The sequence below is a fragment of the Marinovum sp. PR37 genome (assembly GCF_028807375.1).
GTDB lineage: Bacteria > Pseudomonadota > Alphaproteobacteria > Rhodobacterales > Rhodobacteraceae > Marinovum > Marinovum algicola.
Genome location: NZ_JARAML010000009.1, coordinates 90426 through 106670 on the forward strand (window position 1 = coordinate 90426; position 16245 = coordinate 106670).

Consider the following 16245-nt stretch of genomic DNA (forward strand, 5'->3'; position numbering starts at 1 on the left):
TCAGGCCTTCGCCAGGTCGATGGTGATCGCCTGCCACGGGCTCTCCTGCGTCTCGCGGCGATAACAGCGGACGTAGGTCTTGGATCCGACCACGCGCATCGCATCGCGGATCGCCACCATCGCCTGCTTCCAGCGGGTGTCGTCGATCTCCAGCCGCAGCAGCATGAAGATCTCCGCCCGGTTCACCTGGCCCGGTTTGTCGGTATTGAAGGCGCGGGTGACGATGGCGCGCAGGTTGTCATTGGCCTCGGCCGCCCATTCGTTGAGACAGTCGTCGATCAGCTCCTTGGCCACCTGCAGCTGCGGCCCGAAATCGATGTGATCCTGCACCGCGATCTGGACTTTCTTGAGCCCGTCGAAGCTGAGGAAGGTCTTGTTGCCCTTCTGCCCGCCGCGTGTCGCTTCGTACTCCTGCGCCAACAGCGCCTCGAAGTCGCCGAGATCGTCGAAGGTGTGCGCCTTGAACCGGGTCACCTGGGCGCTGAGGTCTTCGGCATGGCCGATGATCTTGCACACGGTCTCATGCTCCAGCAGGTCCTGCGGCTTGATGGTGCTGACCGGCTGCCAACGGCCCTTGCCGTCCTGCATGTGCGGGGTGCCGTTGATCATCTCGACACCGGGAATTGGCGTCTGCTCTGTCATCTCTGCTCTCCTTCGTTGAGAATGGGTGAGGTCGCGGCCATCGCGACGTCGACCTCGGCCATCGCGGCGTCGATCGCTTGATCGAGGTCCTCGCCGGTCAGAACCACGTTGTCGGGGGTGAGACCGGCAAAGACGCCGCCGGCCTCGATCGCATCGGGATTGCGCATCCGCAGCCAGCGGTACCGCGCAGCATCGCGGTCTTCGGCCAAAGCCTCCTCGAGACCCGCCAGGGCACCGGCTCCCATGTCGAGCAGCGTGCCGATCACGGCGACGATCTCGTCGTGGGTCACCATTTCAACGCCGCGCCGGCCGCGGAGGTGCACCTTCTTGATCGCGCTGGCGGTCAGCTCGATGACCTGCATCGGTGTCAGTTCCGGTTCACCCATGGCGCGCCACCTCGTCGTCGAGAATGGAATCGATCAGCTCGCACTGGGCCGCGCGCCGCACGATCTGACGCGCCAGCTCGTCGGTGCTGCACATCCGCCGGTTGGCATGCGGCCGCAGTGCCTGAACGGTCGCGGCGTCGATGCAGATCACCTTCCCCAAACGTGGGCCGCGCTGGAAGTTCGGGATGTCCTCTCCGGCACGGCGCGCCTCGCGCAGGTAGTGATAGACCGAGTTGACCGCGAGGCCGGTCCTGACAGCGATCTCGGCCGGCGGGTGTCCCTGTCGGGCCAGGGCGATTGCCTCGTCACGCTTACTGACCATCATCGGCTCCCTTGTGGATCGGGCACCGGTTGCAGGCCCGGAACATGGTGACATTGAGGGAATTGGCGCTGTTGAGCTTGCGCGCCTTCCGGCGCCACTTGCGGCAAATGTCGGTGGGCAACTCGCCCAATGCCGGACAGTCGGTGACCTGGCGGGCGTAGGCGCCGCGAACGATGTCTTCGACGCGGGTCATGTCGCCGGTATACTTGGCCCCCAGCACATTCGAGACCAGCGTTGCCGAGACGCCCAGGCGCTTGGCCACCTGGTTCTGGCTGGCGCCGGCGCAGGCGCTGGCGAGCAGAGCGACCCAGTCGGGCATGTCTGCACCCCAGGCGACGCGGGCCTTGGCAAGCGGATCCGAGGTCATGTCGTCACCCCGTCCGGCAGATGGGTGATCCGTTCGAGGTTGTCGTCCCAGATCACGCTCAGGCGGCGGACGCGGGGTGCGCGCGGCCCGGTGTTCTTCACCAGCTGATAGACCGCCAGCTTCTTGCCAGGCTGTTCCTTGCGCAGGACGCGCAGGTAGCCAGAGCGGCAGAGCATCCGGCAGAACTCTGCCGCGGCGCGTTCCGAGATCGTCAGCTCAGGGCTGTTGGCATACATCGCCACGTCGCGCGCATCGAAGGAACCGATCTTGCGGATCACCCGCCACATCCGGTCCTGAGCGGTATCCTTCCCCTCCTCGTCGAGGGCAATCCGCCCACGGTTCAAGTGCTGGGGGACCTGCATGTGCACATGCTGAGACCGCTCCGACGGCACGCGCTGCAGCTTGCCTTCCTTTTCCCAGTCGAGGCACAGCACGCCGATATACTTGACGTCCATACCGACGTCGGCACTCAGCTGTTGATAGGTGAACGGGCCGGACAGACTCAGCGCCTGCGCCTTGCGCCAGACATAGTCGAGACGCTCGGGGTCCTTGGTGCGCCAGCTCATGCGAGCCTCCGCATCTCGGCCGGGATGCCGTCATGCAGTTCGAACTTGCCGAGGTCGGCCAGTGAGAGCGCGCGGCGCACGCCGCGTACCTGGGCCTCCAGCCGGACGCTGTCGAGGTTGTTGACGATCAGCCGGGCCGAGCCACGGCTCGCACCCTTGATCGCCGCGACCAGGTCAGCGGCAAGCTCGACGTCCGGGCAGCGGATGTTCCTCAGAACCTCGAAGTCCTCGTCGTCGAGCGGTTGCGCCGGAACGCGCGCCAGCATGCGGCTGTTGATCCGTTCCCAGTGCCGCAGCTTCGAGGGCATCGCCTCCTCGCCGATCAGGATGACCGGCACCTGAGATTTCTCGTAGATGTCGCGGATCAGCTCGATGTACTTCTTGGCCACGATGTGATCGGCCTCGTCGATCATCAGCGGAATGCCTTCACTGGCCAGCGCCTGCTGGATTTGCTTGGCCATCCGCCAGACGGTCGACTGCGGCTTGATCCCCAGTTCGTCAAGGATCGCCTCGCAAAGCGCGGTGGGCGTCCAGCAGCTCTCGCACTGGACAAGGCAGGCCTCGGTCCGCATGGCGCAGTACATCGCCGCCATGCTCTTGCCGAAGCCGGCCGGGCCGTAGAAACACCCCATGCCGGGGATGCCGCTGCTGCGGCCGTCGAGGCGCTCGACCATCGTCATGAAGCTCATGACGTTCCTCAGGGGCGCCAATGTATTGTGGATCTGACTGCTCTCTGTCATTCTGACCTCGTTGTTTTCGTCAACAGGCGCTGGCGGGGGTCCAGCCCGCTGCGCCACCTTCACCCCGATCAATCCTGTCGCACGTCCCGAGCGGGGGTCTCTTTCTCGCGTTTGAAGACGCGATATTCCGGTGTCTGCCGATAGCCCTCCATCCAGCGGATTAGGTCCCGAGAGACCTCTTCGCCATCGGCCAGCCGGGCCTCGATTTCCTCGGCCCTGGCAAACCGCTCCCGCGCGTCGTCGCGCTTGGCGGCAGCTTCGTCTTTTGTTGACTTCCGCGCCTGGAAATCCGCCACGAAGGCAGCGCGCTGGGCAGTCTCCGCCTTGGACAGCGGCGCTGGTTTTGGGGTGCTCTTGGGCAAGCGCTTTTGGGGCGTCATCCGCACCACCTTGGTCTCCGGTGCAGGCGCCGGCTCCCGGGCCCCGATGCCGTCGAGGTATCCGCCCAGCTCGCGTGCGCGATACTTCCGCGCGGCCGCCGCGGCCTCCTTCTCGGCTTTCACCCATTTCTTACGCGCGGCATTGTGCTGGCGGGCCTCGTCGAGATCGAAGAAGCCGGCGGCAACGCGGCACTCGGCCTCTCCCAGGTATCCCCCGCCGAGCGCGTAGATATGCAGCGGCGCGCGCAGGTCGGCCGGATCGAACCGGGCCACGACGCGGTCGCCGGCGATCTCGTACATCCATTCGGCGTGGTATTCGTTGCCCATGAAGCGGATCAGCCCGTTGCGACTGTCGGCTTTCACCCCCTCGGCCCCCATCAGCCAGAGCCGGCGTTGCTCCGGCGTCGCCTTTCGGATCGGCGCATTGGCATAGGACTCCTCGAAGGTCTCGATGATCGAGCGCCCTGCCGTGGTCTGCCCGCGCCGACCGGGCCGGGCGTTGTGCTCTTCGATACCCTCAGCCACGACGCGGATGAAGTCTTCCAGGGGGATCGCCGCATTGCCGTAGTTCTCCGGTTTGGCATCGACGCCATTGCCGGTGTAGGCGCCCTCGAAACGCGGATCCTTGGCAATGTCGTCGGCCAGGTCTTTGAAGGCCCGTTCAATCGGCTTTGACTGGCCGCTGTAGGGCGTCGCCCAGTGTATTTCGACGCCCAGCGTGGTCAGGACACCCGGAATGTCGTCATCCTTGACCTTGAAGCGGAAACGGGTCTTCACACCGCCGGTCAGGAACTTGTTGGCAAACTCCCGGCCGTTATCCAGAACCACGTGGTCGGGAATGCCAAAGCGCTCGATCATATCGCCCAGGGCAAGCGACACGCCCACCTTGTTCGGCGTCTTGTCCAGCCGCCAGCTGAGGATGCGGCCCGAATGCAGATCCTGAAAGGCCACAAGCTGCGGCCGCACGATTTCCCCCTCACTGCTGTTGGAGCCGGGCTCGGCCGGCCACCGAACGAAGACATCGAGCCGGTGATAGTCGGCATTGACCGCTTCCATCGCATGCAAGGACATCCGGTCGCGGGTCTGAGAGGGAAAGAGCGCCTTGAGCGCGTCCACACCCTTGCGGCAAAGCGTGATGGTCAGCTGCGGCACCTCGCGATGCAGCCGGTTGCGCAGCGTCCGCTCGCTGGCGGTCTGCCAGCCGTGCTCTTTCGCGATCCGCACGGCACGGCGGTAGCAGCTGGAAAAGCTGGGGCGCTCGGGACGCAGGTAATCACTTTTGACCACCTCCCAGAATTCTTCGCTGCATTCGGCCTGGGCGACCCTGCGTTTGGCGATACGGTGGCGCGGCGCGAGATACGGCAGCCGATCATCGGCCCGCACACCTTCGATCAGACCGAGCCAGTTCCAAATCGTCCGGGCACTGATCATCTCGATCTGCGCAATCTCGCGCACGGCCAGGTCACGGCCCAGACCGCCACGCTCTAGGGCCTCGGTCTTCTGGATCACGAGCAACCGCCGCTCGGCGGTCTCCCGAGCCAAGTCGGGAAGCGACCCGAACCACTCCCAGGCTTCGCCGCGCGACAATACCTCCGGCACCTTCGGGTCTTTGACCGCCGCAAGCAGAGCCTGCTGGGCGCGCATCGGAAAGAGCGTGTAATGGTACTCCCACCCACCGCCTTTGCCCTTGCGTCGCCGCGCCTTGCCGGGAACAGCGCGCCAGTTGAAGCGCGCAGCCAACGCGTTGATACGACGGGGCGTGGAAGGCATGTCCACAAGTTCGGCAGCAGCGATCTGCTCGGCGGTCCACCACACGCGATCGGGAAGGCAGGGGTCACTCATCGCCGTCGACCTCATCTTCTCGGGTTTCGGCGGCGACTTTCTCCAGGAAGCGATCTCGAACAGATTTGCGCGCCCGGCCCCAAGCCTTCAGAAGCGATTGAAACTCGGCTTCAACGGGATCGACCGGCGTATGAGCCTTGCCAGATTCGGAGGCAAAAAGCTTGCGAGCTTTGGAAGCCTTTTTGGCCTCACCACTTGCCAGCTTGTCGACAACAAAGGCGCGCTCATCGTCCTCGCCGATCCTGCCGATATCGGCGATATCCTTGAAAGACACCCAATGGGGAGCCGCTCGAACAGCATCGATTTCCGACTTTGACAGGTGGCGCGCGGCATTGATCTGCCGCCGGATTGTACTCTCATCCTGTCCAGTAAGTTGCCCGACCATCGCCGCGAAGGATGCGACGGGCACAGTGCCCGTCGCATTCCACCGCTTGGCAGCCAAGGCTTCGCCAATCGCGGCTTTCGCTTCGGGATACTTTTCCTCGTAGGCGTCTTTGTAGCCCAGCAGGAAAACCGCCCTGTCGATCGGCTTCATCTCGGCCCTGGCCAGATTGCGTTCGATTTCCAGAAGCCTGGCATCAAGTCTTGTACCTTCCCAGACCGATGCCGGAATAACGTCGCGACCGAGACGCTTCATCGCTTCCAGACGATGCGCCCCATCCACCAGTCGGTAGCTTTCCGCCTTGCCTTTCCGCACGCGCCGAACGTCGATTGGGTCGGTGATCGATTGGCCCTCAGCCACCGTCGAAAGAATGGCCGCAACGCCGAGCTCGTCGACTGGCCGCAACCTTCCTTCGACCTCGATATCGGCAATGGGCAATTCGCAGGTTTCTATGTGGCGCAGCTGGCTCATCACAATACTCCGGCTGAAATGATCCCGATCACAGCAGCCGCGGCGAAGCACAGCGCGCCAACAATGCTACCGGTCCAGGTGTCATCGGAACGGGCAAACCACTCGCTGGCTTTTGCCAGGGCTACGCGCATACGTGCGCGCAGCCCTGGCTCAGGATCGGGCGTTTCGGCGTGAGTGGCGGCAGCCCGATCCAGCAACTCTTCCCGCAAAAAGACAGGCAGCCTCTCATCGGGCGGACCCGCGCAAAAGTTCCCCTCTGCAAAGGCCTCGCGATCAGCGGCAATGGCCGCTTCAAGGCGCACGTCGCGACAATGCTCGGCGGTCATTCCGAGGAACATGTCGAGCTGGTGGAAATCCTCCGGATCATCGACGCCTTGGACTAGCCGCCAAGCGACAGCAAGACGCTCAGTATGGGTCAGCCCGCGCGCGGCCGTTTCGGCCCGGCGGATCGGGTCACAAACGCTCCAGCTCATGATTTTCCCTCATATCCAACCCACGATTTCGGATCGTTCACTGGCTCAGCACGAACCGCATTTCCGGGCTCAAACCGCAGGTATTTCGCTCCCCGTGCTGGCCACTGTGGGTTTCGCATCGTGATCCGGGATGGCATCGGCGCAAGATTGCAAAGTTGGCGTACAGTACCGTCTGGCATTCGGGATAAGACGACGCAGAGCCGGGCATAGACCTCTTGGGAAACTCCGCGACCTGCCTCGACGTGGCGGAGCATTCGCACGACCCAATACGCGTCTCGTTCAATCAACGCCCTCACCTGTGGAACGAAGTATTTGATGGCGCTGGCGTCAATTTCTCTTTCAAGAGAATCTCTGACATCGCCGATCACGACGCACAGCAGGCGAGCGCGCCTTTGGTTCGCAGCCCGCGAGCGCGCAGTTTCCGGACCGTGCACAACCCCGACCAGATCAACTATTTTCTTTCGTGCCATCACGCCGCCCTCCGAGACGGGCGCTCGACGCTAGTTGGCCACTCCAAATCTTCTGCCCAGTTCTGATCGAACCAAGTCAGGATACGATCGATGCGTTCCGCCGTGATTGTGTGGTTGCCGGACTTCAGGCGGCTCAAGGTATCGCCGCTTCCCGTTGCCCATCTGACGACCGTGCTTTGCGCGCGGCCCACGTGAACCGCCAACGCTGCCGCCAGAATGTCCAAGTCGGAAGCGAACTTTTCGGTCCTGCTCTGATCTTTTTTTGTTGGCATGTCATTTCCAGACTGTGCGTTACACGACACAATGTGTTATGAATTGCACACCTAGTCAAGAAGATATTTTTCTGCAATGTGCAATTCGTGACACGCATTTTGAGAGATCGGCTATCCGAGCTCGTGAACGAAGGCATTCATGAGCATGGGCTTCGCGGATTAGCGCGAGAGCTCAATGTGGATATTGGTCCGTTGCGAAGCATTCGGGACGGCAAGGATGTGCATCTTTCCACAGCCGTTCTTCTTCTCGAACGCTTTGGACTGGAGGCAGAGGTATTCCCGTCCGGAAGCAAACCGGTTTCGGCAATCGGTTTTGCCGAGGCCGCCCAAGAGTACGTTCGTCCCTCCCTGGACGGCAGCCCCGAAGCGCTGGAACATGGCTATTTGCCGATTCCCTTTCACCGCGCCGATCTCGTCCATCGCGATCTGAGTCAGCTCGCCTTCGCGCGCAGTTGGATCGAAGATCAGGGATTGGATGCGGAACACTTGAACGCAATCTTCATGCCCAACGATGACATGTGGCCCGCGATCAACCCCGGCGACCTCCTCCTAATCGACGGCACCTTTAAGCCCGAGCTCGAGCCGACGCTCTGCGCCTTCACGGTCGGCGATACTATCAAGGTAGGATGGTTGACCGTACCCAAGGCCGGTTGTCTAGTCGGCCTCTTTCAGCGCAGTTTCACGCCGCCGGTGGTGCGGGCGGGCAAGTCGGGCGCACGTATCGAATGTTTAGGACGCGTCGTGGCTCGGCTGGACGCCGCGCTTGGGCCGTGGATAGACGCCACAGAAAAGCGCCGTATGATTGACCACGCAAGGCAGATCGCGAATGTAAACAACGTCAGCTAATTGAACTTAAACTTATACTTAGAGAGAGTTGAGATAATGATTGGCCTGAAGAACCTCGTACTCCTTTTTGTTGTGCTTTCAGCTTGCGCCCCGGCGAGCGCTCCGGTGTCGAAAGACGAGCCAGGTCGCCTTTCCTACAAGGACGGAAACTACCACATACAAATCTTCCCTGATGGCAGCGGCTCTGTAGCGTTGGGGCCCGACGTGCTCGACTTTGCCTGGCGAATCGATTGCCGCGTTGATGCGATGTCGGATAATCGAAAATGTAACATCACGTCAGGGCGCGACGGGATCTTCGTCTACTACGGTGAATCTCAGCGTCCTCGGCAAGTGTGTGTCTCTGGACATGACTTCCCCGGCAGACGGGGCATGATCCGGGTTAACACGGGTTCACCCGTCAGCACCGACACCGACGGATGCGTTCAGGCCGGGTCGCTGCTGTCACAGCTTCGAACGGGCACATCCGTAACAACTCGCCGGGTGGAGTGGCCCTATGACTATCCCGTCGACGCAACAACGACGCTAGCCGGATTTTCCAAGGCCATGGAAGTCGTCGAAGGTATTCGATCTGGCACTCTCGGTCCCTGAATGCTCCCGAAAAACGCGTCCGAGTTCCAGCCCTGCGTTGCACCGCCGCGAAATCTCCAAGTGATTGTTCTCACGGTCGAAATCCCGTTCTCGGACGCCTGAACCTTTCTCGGACGCCGACGTCCGAGAATATTGCTCGGTATGCGCCTTGGAATCCATCCTGAAGACCGGTTCAAATGTCGATTTTACGTGTATTGAACAGGGCTTACACGAACCATCAACGCTATGACCTCCCGACCGCCGAGAATAGCCGTTTCACGCCCAAACCACCGTTTTCGGGGTGTTCTGCATGAATCGCAACTTCGCCGGAACAACGGCTCGCGAGAAGCCTCAACGCCCTTATTTTAAAGGCCATCCGGCAAAGTCCGGCATCTTCTTAGGTCTTCCGGTATCCCCTGAAAGAATGTGTTTCAACTAACACCCGTCTCCAACTTGGCGCGCCCAGGCAGAGACCGGGTAAACCAAGACAAAATTCCCCTTGACCCATGCGCCACACAATATTGTTGTGCGATTTTCGCTCTACCCAAATGCGGGCGGCTCTCCTATACTTTGTGGATAAGTGGGCGAGGAGACCCATAAGAGGCGGATTAGAGGAAAAGGGGAACGGCCAATGCGCTGTCCGTTTTGCGGAAATATCGACACTCAGGTCAAGGATTCACGGCCCGCAGAGGACCATGTCTCGATCAGGCGGCGGCGCTTTTGCCCGGCCTGTGGCGGGCGCTTCACCACCTATGAACGGGTGCAGCTGCGCGATCTGGTGGTGATCAAGACAAACGGACGGCGTGAGGATTTCGACCGCGACAAGCTCGAGCGCTCGATCCGAATCGCCTTGCAGAAACGCCCGGTCGAACCCGAGCGCATGGATCAGATGATCTCCGGCATCGTGCGGCGGCTCGAAAGCATGGGCGAGACCGACATCCCCTCGAAGCAGATCGGCGAGATCGTGATGGAGAGCCTGGCCCGGATCGACACCGTTGCCTATGTGCGCTTTGCCAGCGTTTACAAGAACTTTCAGGCCGCCGACGATTTCGACAAATTCGTCAGCGAGCTTCGCCCGGACGCCCCGAAAGAAGGGTGAGGCGAAAGGCCCGCGGCATGAGAGACGAGGATCGGCGCCACATGGCGCATGCGCTGGTGCTGGGCCGCCGCGGCCAGGGCCGCTGCTGGCCCAATCCGGCGGTGGGCTGCGTGATTGTCCGCGATGGCCGGGTTGTCGGGCGCGGCTGGACCCAGCCGGGCGGGCGGCCGCATGCCGAGACGCAGGCCCTGGCCCGGGCCGGGGCGGCGGCGCGGGGCGCCACCGCCTATGTCACGCTGGAGCCTTGCGCCCATCACGGCCAGACACCGCCCTGCGCCGAGGCGCTGATTGCCGCCGGCGTGGCCCGGGTGGTGGTGGCGGTCGAGGATGACGACTCGCGGGTCGCGGGTCGGGGTCTCGCCATGCTGCGCGCCGCCGGCATCGCGGTCGAGACCGGCGTGCTGGCGCAGGAGGCGGCGCGCGATCACGCGGGCTTTTTCCTCAAGACCGGGGCGGGCCGGCCCTTCGTGACGCTGAAGCTTGCCACCACGCTCGATGGCCGCATTGCCACTGCCACCGGCGAAAGCCAGTGGATCACCGGGCCCGGCGCGCGCCGCGAGGTGCATGCGCTGCGCGCGCGGCATGACGCGGTGATGGTGGGCGGCGGCACGGCGCGGGCGGATGACCCGGCGCTTACAGTGCGCGGCCTGGGCATCCGGCATCAGCCGCTGCGCATCGTGGTCTCGCGCAAGCTCGATCTGCCGCTGACCGGGCAATTGGCCCAGACCGCCGGCGATGTGCCGGTCTGGCTCTGCCTCGGCCCCGACGCCGATCCGGGGCTCTGCGAGGCCTGGGAGGGGCTGGGGGCACGGCTGGTATCCTGTCGGCTGGCCGGTCGCCAGGTCGACATGCGCGATGCCTTGCACGGGCTGGGCGCCGCCGGGCTGACGCGGGTGTTCTGCGAGGGCGGCGGGCAACTGGCCGCCTCGCTGCTGGCGGCCGGGCTGGTGGACGAGCTGATCTGTTTCACCGCCGGCATGGCGCTGGGTGCCGAGGGCCAGCCGGCCATCGGCGCGCTGGGGGTGGAACGGCTGGCCGAGGCGCCGCGGCTGGCCCTGGCCGAAGTGCGCCCGGTGGGGGCGGATGTAATGTCGGTCTGGCGCAGGGTCTGAGGGCTGTTTCAGCGCCGCCAGAGATGCGCCTGACTGGCAAAGAGCCCCTGGAGTTTCGCCAGCAGCCGATTGGCCGGGCCGGGCCCGGGCAAGGCGCCGCCGGCGAGCCGCTGCACCACCACCTCGGGCGGGCAGGGCAGGCCGGTGACCGGATCGTGATAGCGTGGATAGGCAATCAGCGTGGCATGCACCAGCGCATCCAGCGACACCCGCGCCCGGCGCCGGACGGGCACCGCACCGTGATCGCGGGTCAGCCCCCAGCCGGCATAGAAGGGCGCGCCCAGCGTGGTCACCGGCACCTCGCGTAGCAGCGCCTCGAAGCCCAGCAGCGAGGTCAGTGTCCAGACCTCCTGCACCTGATCGAGCAGCGTCACCGGGTCGGCGTGATCGAGCACCAGATCGGCCAGATCCCGCGCCTCGGGCACGGCCCCCCGGCGCAGGCCGGCCTCGACGTCCGGGTGCGGCTTGTACAGGATCACCGCCTGCGGATTGGCCGCGCGCGCCGCCTCGAGCAGCCCGCGGTTGGTGTTGATCCCGGCGCAGCCGGTGAGGATCGAGGCGTCGTCCTCGACCTGCCCGGGCACCAGAATGCGATGGCCCTCGGGCAGGGCAGGTGTGGCGCCCGCCAGGTTGTATTTGCTCAGCCGGGCCTTGAGGATGTCGCGTCGCAGCCCGTAGGCGCGGTGCAGCTCGTCGGGGCGCAGGCCCTCGCTTTCGGCGATCAGCCGCTCCAGCCGGCTCTCTCGGCGCGGATCGTAGTAGATGCCCAGATCGTCGGCGACCAGCGAGAGCGGCGGCACCAAATTCGCGCCCAGCCCGCGCGAGCGCAGGAACCCGTCCTCGACCCGCACCACTGCGTCCCCGTCCCCCGCCTTGCCGGCCCAGGCCATGCGGCGGCGGCCTTCGGTCTCGGCGCGGCTGCGCGCCTTGGCGGGGTCCGCTTCGAAGACCATGGGGCGCTCGCGGCCGAACACCTTCTGCAACGGCCGGCGCTTCCACAGCCGCATGCCCGAGGCGACCCAGCCGCGATGATCCTCGCGCCAGGCGCGGGTGCGGGCCTCGAAGGCGTCGAGCGCGGTCTCGATGCCGCAGAGTCGGTCGGTGAACGGATCATACCACCGCGGATAGAGGATCATCGCGGCGGCAAAGAGTTGATGCCGGGTCAGTCGGCGTTCGCGCCGGGGCACCGGGGTCTCATCCGTGGTCAGCCCCCAGCCGGCATAGAAGGGCTGGCCGAAGACGCGGGGCTTGTGGCCGGCGAAAATCGCCTCGAAGCCCATCTGCGACGACAGGGTATAGACCCCGACAGCGCCCTCGAACAGCCGCCAGGGGCTGACCGGCTCGCTCAGCAGGGTGATGCGGTCGTTGGCGTCGGCCTCGGTGAAATGGCCGGGGCGCAGGCCGCGGGCGGTCTCGGGGTGGGTCTTGATGACGACCGGCGTGCCGGGGTGTTCCTCCTGGGCAAAGACCAGCATCTCCTGAAACTGCGCCCGCGCCGCGCCCGAGGCGGTGACCGAGGCATCGCCGCGGGTCTGGTCGATCACCAGCACATAGCCGGGCGCCGGTGCCGGGGTCATGGCGTCGAAACCGCTGTATTTCGTCAGATGTGCGGCCCGGATCCGGGCAATGGCGTCGCCGGCGCGGGTCATCAGCGCGGCATCGTCGAGCGGCGCCTCGGTCAGCAGCCGTTCGAGATCGCTGATCCTGGCGGCGTCGAAATGCACTCCGGCATGGTCGATCATCAGCCCCAGCGGCGGCTCGCCGCCGGCACGGCCGGGGTGGAGCGAGCGCAGAAAGGCATCCTCGATGCGGACAAGGCCGGCGCCGCGACGGGCGGCAACGGCTTCGCCGCGATGGGCCGTCGGGCTCTGGCCCCAGACCGCCACCAGGTCGTCGGGGCCGGGCAGGCCGATGCGGATGTCGTAGCCGGCCAACGTGAGGATGCGGCGCAGTCGGGGCTGGGTCAGGAAACCGCCGTTGTAGACATAAAGACGCCGGGGCCCTGCGGCCCCGGCGCGGTTGTCGTCATCGGCTGTGCTCACTTGGTCAGCCGCCGGTCAGATCGCCGGAGGCCAATGCGCTCACCGAGGTCGCCGTCGAGGACAGCGTGGTGATCGCGCCAAGGCTGCCGGTGAGGGCGGCGATGGTCTTGTTCCACTGCGACAGCGGCGCTTCGGTGACATAGAGCAGGTCGTCGTCGCGGACGATGAAATCGCGCGCCAGGAACAGCCCGTTGGGCTCGGTCAGATCGAGCACATAGACCATGCGCTGCGGGCCTTGCAGATCGTCGCGGCCCAGCACGTTCTCGGCGATCACCTCGGCCTCGTTGCGCAGGACAAAGACGCCGGTCGGATCGGCCGAGGTCGACAGCAGCCCGCCGACCTGGGCGATGGCCTCGACCGCCGAGAGGGTCTGTGTCTCGAAGGGCACGCGCGATTGCGCGCCGGTGGCGCCGAGGGCGACAAAGGCGCGGGTGTCTTCCTCGATCAGGATCTTGTCGCCGCCACGCAGGGCGATGTCCATGCGCGGATGGGCATAGAGATCCTCGAACCAGATCTTGCCGGTCTGACCGCCACGGGTGACGGTGATCTGGGCGATTTCGGGCTCGATGGTCACGCCCCCGGCACGGGCCATCATCGACGACAGCGTGCGGGTCGGCCGCTCGATCGCATAGACGCCCTGGGCGCCCACCGCCCCGACCACCGAGACGGTGGCGCCGTCACCGGCCTCGCGGCGGATTTCGACCTGCGGATCGGGGGTCTGTTCTTCGAGCTTGCGGGTGATGATGCGGCGGACGGCTTCGGTGGTGTTGCCGGCGGCCTTGATGCGCCCGGCATAGGGCACAAAGATGAAGCCCGCGCCATCGACCTGTACCGTCTCGAGCAGGGTGGAGGAGGAGGTTTCGCCCGCCAGAAGCCCGTCATCGACGTTTTCCCAGATCGTCAGTCCCAGCGTATCGCCGGGACGGATGACGTCAGAGCCGATCACGCCGGCGGATTTGAAGGTCTCGGAAAAGCCCAGTGCGGGCACCACACCGGTGGCGCGGGTCACGCGATCATTGACGCTGACGATGAAGGCATCGCCCTGGCGCTGCACCGATCCGGCAAAGATTTCACGCTTGTTCGGGCCAGAGCGCGGCAATCCGCAAGACGCCGCAAGCGATACGGCAAGAAGCAGGGCCACGGAACGGGCCCATCCTGTCTGATGGTTTTTCACTGCTCGGTCTCCTCGACCTTGTCGTTATGCTGCCTCAGCTTTTTGCCGCAGGCTACGGGAATCCGTATCAAAACGCCAGAGGCCGCACCTGTGGATATCAGGTCACGAGCCGCAACTGTTGCCGTGGGGCCGCGGTGCCGGAATTGAACCCGTCATAGGGATCTTCCGGTGAGAGCATCATGTCGACCACCAGCCGCAGCAACTGGCGGCGGCCCTTGGCCGAGTAGAAACCGCCCGGCACCTGGCTGGTTTCCAGCAGGTAGCGGCGGTAATCCTTGTAGGCGCGGTTGTCGGGCCGCTCGGGCGCGGCAAAGAATTCCTTGAGCGGCTGCATCGAGACGAATTCGGGTTTGGCATAGACCGCGCGGCCGAAGACCCGGAGCGGAATGCCGCGCCAGAGCACCTGCTGACCGGCGGTGGAATTCACCGTCACCGCGCTTCGGGCATCGTTCAGCAGCGGCGCAAGCTTGCCGCCGCGGACATAATGCACCCGGCCCCTGACACCGTATTTCTGCGCCAGCCGCCGAAGCTCGCGGCGGATGTTGGTGCGGCCGTTTTCCAGCGGATGCGCCTTGAAGACAAGGTGATGATGGCCCGGCGCGCCCTGGGCAAAGCCTTCGACCACCAGTTCGAGAAACTCGGTCATCCGCTTGAACGGCGAATGTTCGAGGAAGGAGCTGTCATGCTCGAGTTGCAGCAGGCAGAGGTGATAGGGATAGCCGCCGTGCCGGATGCCGAAGGTCGCGGCGCGGCGCTCCAGCGCGTGCAACGGCATCAGCAGCAGCCGCTTGAGATACAGCGCGAATTCCATTGTCACCGGCAGGTCGCGATGGGCGCGGAAATTGCGGTAATCGCCGTTTCGGAACATAACGAACCAGTGGTAAAGCGCGCCATAGAACACATGTTGCCGGGTGTCGCCCCAGTGGCCCGGCGGCAGCGGCGCCTCCATGTCCGACAGTTGCAGCGCCTTCTGCATCTCGTCGACCGGCATCTCCATCAGACGCGAATGGCCGTTCGCTCCGCCGCGCTCATAGGTCACCCAATAGGGCCGCATGTAGCCCTCTTCGAAGACATGCACGGTGAGCCCCAGATCGCGGGCGATCCGGATCGCCTCGGCGTGGATGGTGCGGGTGTCGCCATACAGCACGATGTCGGTGACCTGCCGTTCGGCGATCATCCCGGCAAAGGCCTCGGGCCAGCCTTCGGGGGTGCCGGTGTAGGGGATGAAGCTCTTGGGGTGAAACCAGAATGCCCGGTCGCCGGCGTTGAACCCCACCCGCCAGACCTGCGCCCCGGTGAGCCGCAGCATCCGTCCCAGACGGTGAAAGAACGGGCCGTGCGGACCCTGTAGGAACAGGAAGACCCTTTTCTCTCCGGCGGCGTTGCCCATCAGGCGGATTTCCCTCATACGGTTGCGGATGGCGGCTGTGTAGCAAGCCATCTGGACGAAAATATGGCCGAAAGCGCCAGCAGCGGCGAGGGAAAACGATGTTTACCGGGATCATCACCGACATGGGCCGGATTGCGGCGCTTGAGAAGCGCGGCGACCTGCGGGCACGGATCACCACCGGATATGACACCGCGACGATCGAGATCGGCGCTTCCATCGCCTGTGACGGCGTCTGCCTGACGGCGGTGGCGCTGGGGCCGGACTGGTTCGACGTGGACATCAGTGCCGAGACGGTGTCGCGGACCAATCTCGATTTCTGGGCCGAGGGGCGTACGATCAATCTCGAACGGTCGCTCAAGGTCGGGGACGAGCTGGGCGGCCATATCGTTTCGGGCCATGTCGACGGCGTGGCCGAGATCGTGGCGATGTCCGACGAGGGGGATTCGACGCGGCTGACCCTGCGGGCGCCGGAGGCGCTGGCGAAATACATCGCCTCCAAGGGCTCGGTGGCGCTCAACGGCACCTCGCTGACAGTCAATGAGGTGGCGGATTGCACGTTCGGCATCAACGTCATTCCGCATACCCAGGAGGTGACGACCTGGGGGCGGGCGCAGGTCGGCGACCGGGTCAACCTCGAGATCGACACGCTGGCGCGCTACGTGGCGCGGCTGCGCGACTGGGGCTGACCGGCGACACCAAAGC

18 protein-coding genes are annotated in these 16245 nt (G+C 64.6%); 5 read left to right on the forward strand and 13 right to left on the reverse strand.

Annotated features, from left to right (window positions below; genetic code table 11):
* From PVW49_RS10055 to PVW49_RS10100, 10 genes are all read right to left on the reverse strand, one after another.
* Entirely contained in the window at positions 1–642 is a 642-nt protein-coding gene (locus PVW49_RS10055) for a DUF3164 family protein (RefSeq protein ID WP_048532401.1), read from the reverse strand.
* Positions 639–1028, reverse strand: a complete 390-nt coding sequence (locus PVW49_RS10060) for a hypothetical protein (protein ID WP_148562867.1) — start codon at positions 1026–1028, stop codon at positions 639–641. The genes PVW49_RS10055 and PVW49_RS10060 overlap by 4 nt, the downstream gene beginning before the upstream one ends.
* Complete coding sequence (locus PVW49_RS10065; RefSeq protein WP_048532403.1) at positions 1021–1350, reverse strand: helix-turn-helix domain-containing protein; 330 nt, start codon at positions 1348–1350, stop codon at positions 1021–1023. Before PVW49_RS10065 ends, PVW49_RS10060 begins: the two co-directional genes overlap by 8 nt.
* A complete protein-coding gene (locus PVW49_RS10070; protein ID WP_048532404.1) occupies positions 1340–1717 on the reverse strand; it encodes a hypothetical protein in 378 nt (125 codons plus the stop codon). Before PVW49_RS10070 ends, PVW49_RS10065 begins: the two co-directional genes overlap by 11 nt.
* A complete protein-coding gene (locus PVW49_RS10075; RefSeq protein ID WP_048532405.1) occupies positions 1714–2283 on the reverse strand; it encodes a hypothetical protein in 570 nt (189 codons plus the stop codon). Before PVW49_RS10075 ends, PVW49_RS10070 begins: the two co-directional genes overlap by 4 nt.
* On the reverse strand, positions 2280–3023 hold the full coding sequence (locus PVW49_RS10080; protein WP_082154506.1) for an AAA family ATPase: 744 nt from the start codon (positions 3021–3023) through the stop codon (positions 2280–2282). The genes PVW49_RS10075 and PVW49_RS10080 overlap by 4 nt, the downstream gene beginning before the upstream one ends.
* A gap of 68 nt (positions 3024–3091) precedes the next feature.
* On the reverse strand, positions 3092–5245 hold the full coding sequence (locus PVW49_RS10085) for a transposase domain-containing protein (protein WP_048532407.1): 2154 nt from the start codon (positions 5243–5245) through the stop codon (positions 3092–3094).
* On the reverse strand, positions 5238–6098 hold the full coding sequence (locus PVW49_RS10090; RefSeq protein ID WP_048532408.1) for a ParB N-terminal domain-containing protein: 861 nt from the start codon (positions 6096–6098) through the stop codon (positions 5238–5240). The genes PVW49_RS10085 and PVW49_RS10090 overlap by 8 nt, the downstream gene beginning before the upstream one ends.
* On the reverse strand, positions 6098–6571 hold the full coding sequence (locus PVW49_RS10095; RefSeq protein WP_048532409.1) for a hypothetical protein: 474 nt from the start codon (positions 6569–6571) through the stop codon (positions 6098–6100). The genes PVW49_RS10090 and PVW49_RS10095 overlap by 1 nt, the downstream gene beginning before the upstream one ends.
* A 469-nt stretch (positions 6572–7040) precedes the next feature.
* Positions 7041–7313, reverse strand: a complete 273-nt coding sequence (locus tag PVW49_RS10100) for a hypothetical protein (RefSeq protein WP_048532410.1) — start codon at positions 7311–7313, stop codon at positions 7041–7043.
* Positions 7314–7400: 87 nt separating this feature from the next.
* Here PVW49_RS10100 and PVW49_RS10105 point away from each other — a divergent pair, with 87 nt between their 5' ends.
* The 4 genes from PVW49_RS10105 to ribD all read left to right on the forward strand — a co-directional run bounded on the left by PVW49_RS10105 (position 7401) and on the right by ribD (position 10937).
* Positions 7401–8159, forward strand: coding sequence for a hypothetical protein (locus tag PVW49_RS10105; RefSeq protein WP_148562868.1), 759 nt, complete (start codon positions 7401–7403; stop codon positions 8157–8159).
* Between the two features lie 36 nt (positions 8160–8195).
* Positions 8196–8747 (forward strand): hypothetical protein, encoded by a 552-nt coding sequence (locus PVW49_RS10110; RefSeq protein WP_148562869.1) that lies wholly within the window; start codon positions 8196–8198, stop codon positions 8745–8747.
* Between the two features lie 610 nt (positions 8748–9357).
* A complete protein-coding gene (gene nrdR, locus PVW49_RS10115) occupies positions 9358–9825 on the forward strand; it encodes a transcriptional regulator NrdR (RefSeq protein ID WP_048532372.1) in 468 nt (155 codons plus the stop codon).
* A gap of 17 nt (positions 9826–9842) precedes the next feature.
* Positions 9843–10937, forward strand: coding sequence for a bifunctional diaminohydroxyphosphoribosylaminopyrimidine deaminase/5-amino-6-(5-phosphoribosylamino)uracil reductase RibD (gene ribD / locus PVW49_RS10120; RefSeq protein ID WP_274590480.1), 1095 nt, complete (start codon positions 9843–9845; stop codon positions 10935–10937).
* A gap of 8 nt (positions 10938–10945) precedes the next feature.
* On the opposite strand, the gene PVW49_RS10125 is transcribed toward ribD, so the two are convergent.
* From PVW49_RS10125 to PVW49_RS10135, 3 genes are all read right to left on the reverse strand, one after another.
* The gene (locus PVW49_RS10125) at positions 10946–12979 is read right to left on the reverse strand and encodes a capsular polysaccharide biosynthesis protein (protein WP_274590481.1); all 2034 of its coding nucleotides are present in this window, start codon (positions 12977–12979) and stop codon (positions 10946–10948) included.
* Positions 12980–12983: 4 nt separating this feature from the next.
* The gene (locus PVW49_RS10130) at positions 12984–14114 is read right to left on the reverse strand and encodes a polysaccharide biosynthesis/export family protein (protein WP_148562923.1); all 1131 of its coding nucleotides are present in this window, start codon (positions 14112–14114) and stop codon (positions 12984–12986) included.
* Between the two features lie 136 nt (positions 14115–14250).
* Positions 14251–15543 (reverse strand): capsule biosynthesis protein, encoded by a 1293-nt coding sequence (locus PVW49_RS10135; protein WP_074837184.1) that lies wholly within the window; start codon positions 15541–15543, stop codon positions 14251–14253.
* Between the two features lie 98 nt (positions 15544–15641).
* Here PVW49_RS10135 and PVW49_RS10140 point away from each other — a divergent pair, with 98 nt between their 5' ends.
* Positions 15642–16229, forward strand: a complete 588-nt coding sequence (locus PVW49_RS10140; RefSeq protein WP_274590482.1) for a riboflavin synthase — start codon at positions 15642–15644, stop codon at positions 16227–16229.
* Positions 16230–16245: the final 16 nt, after the last annotated feature.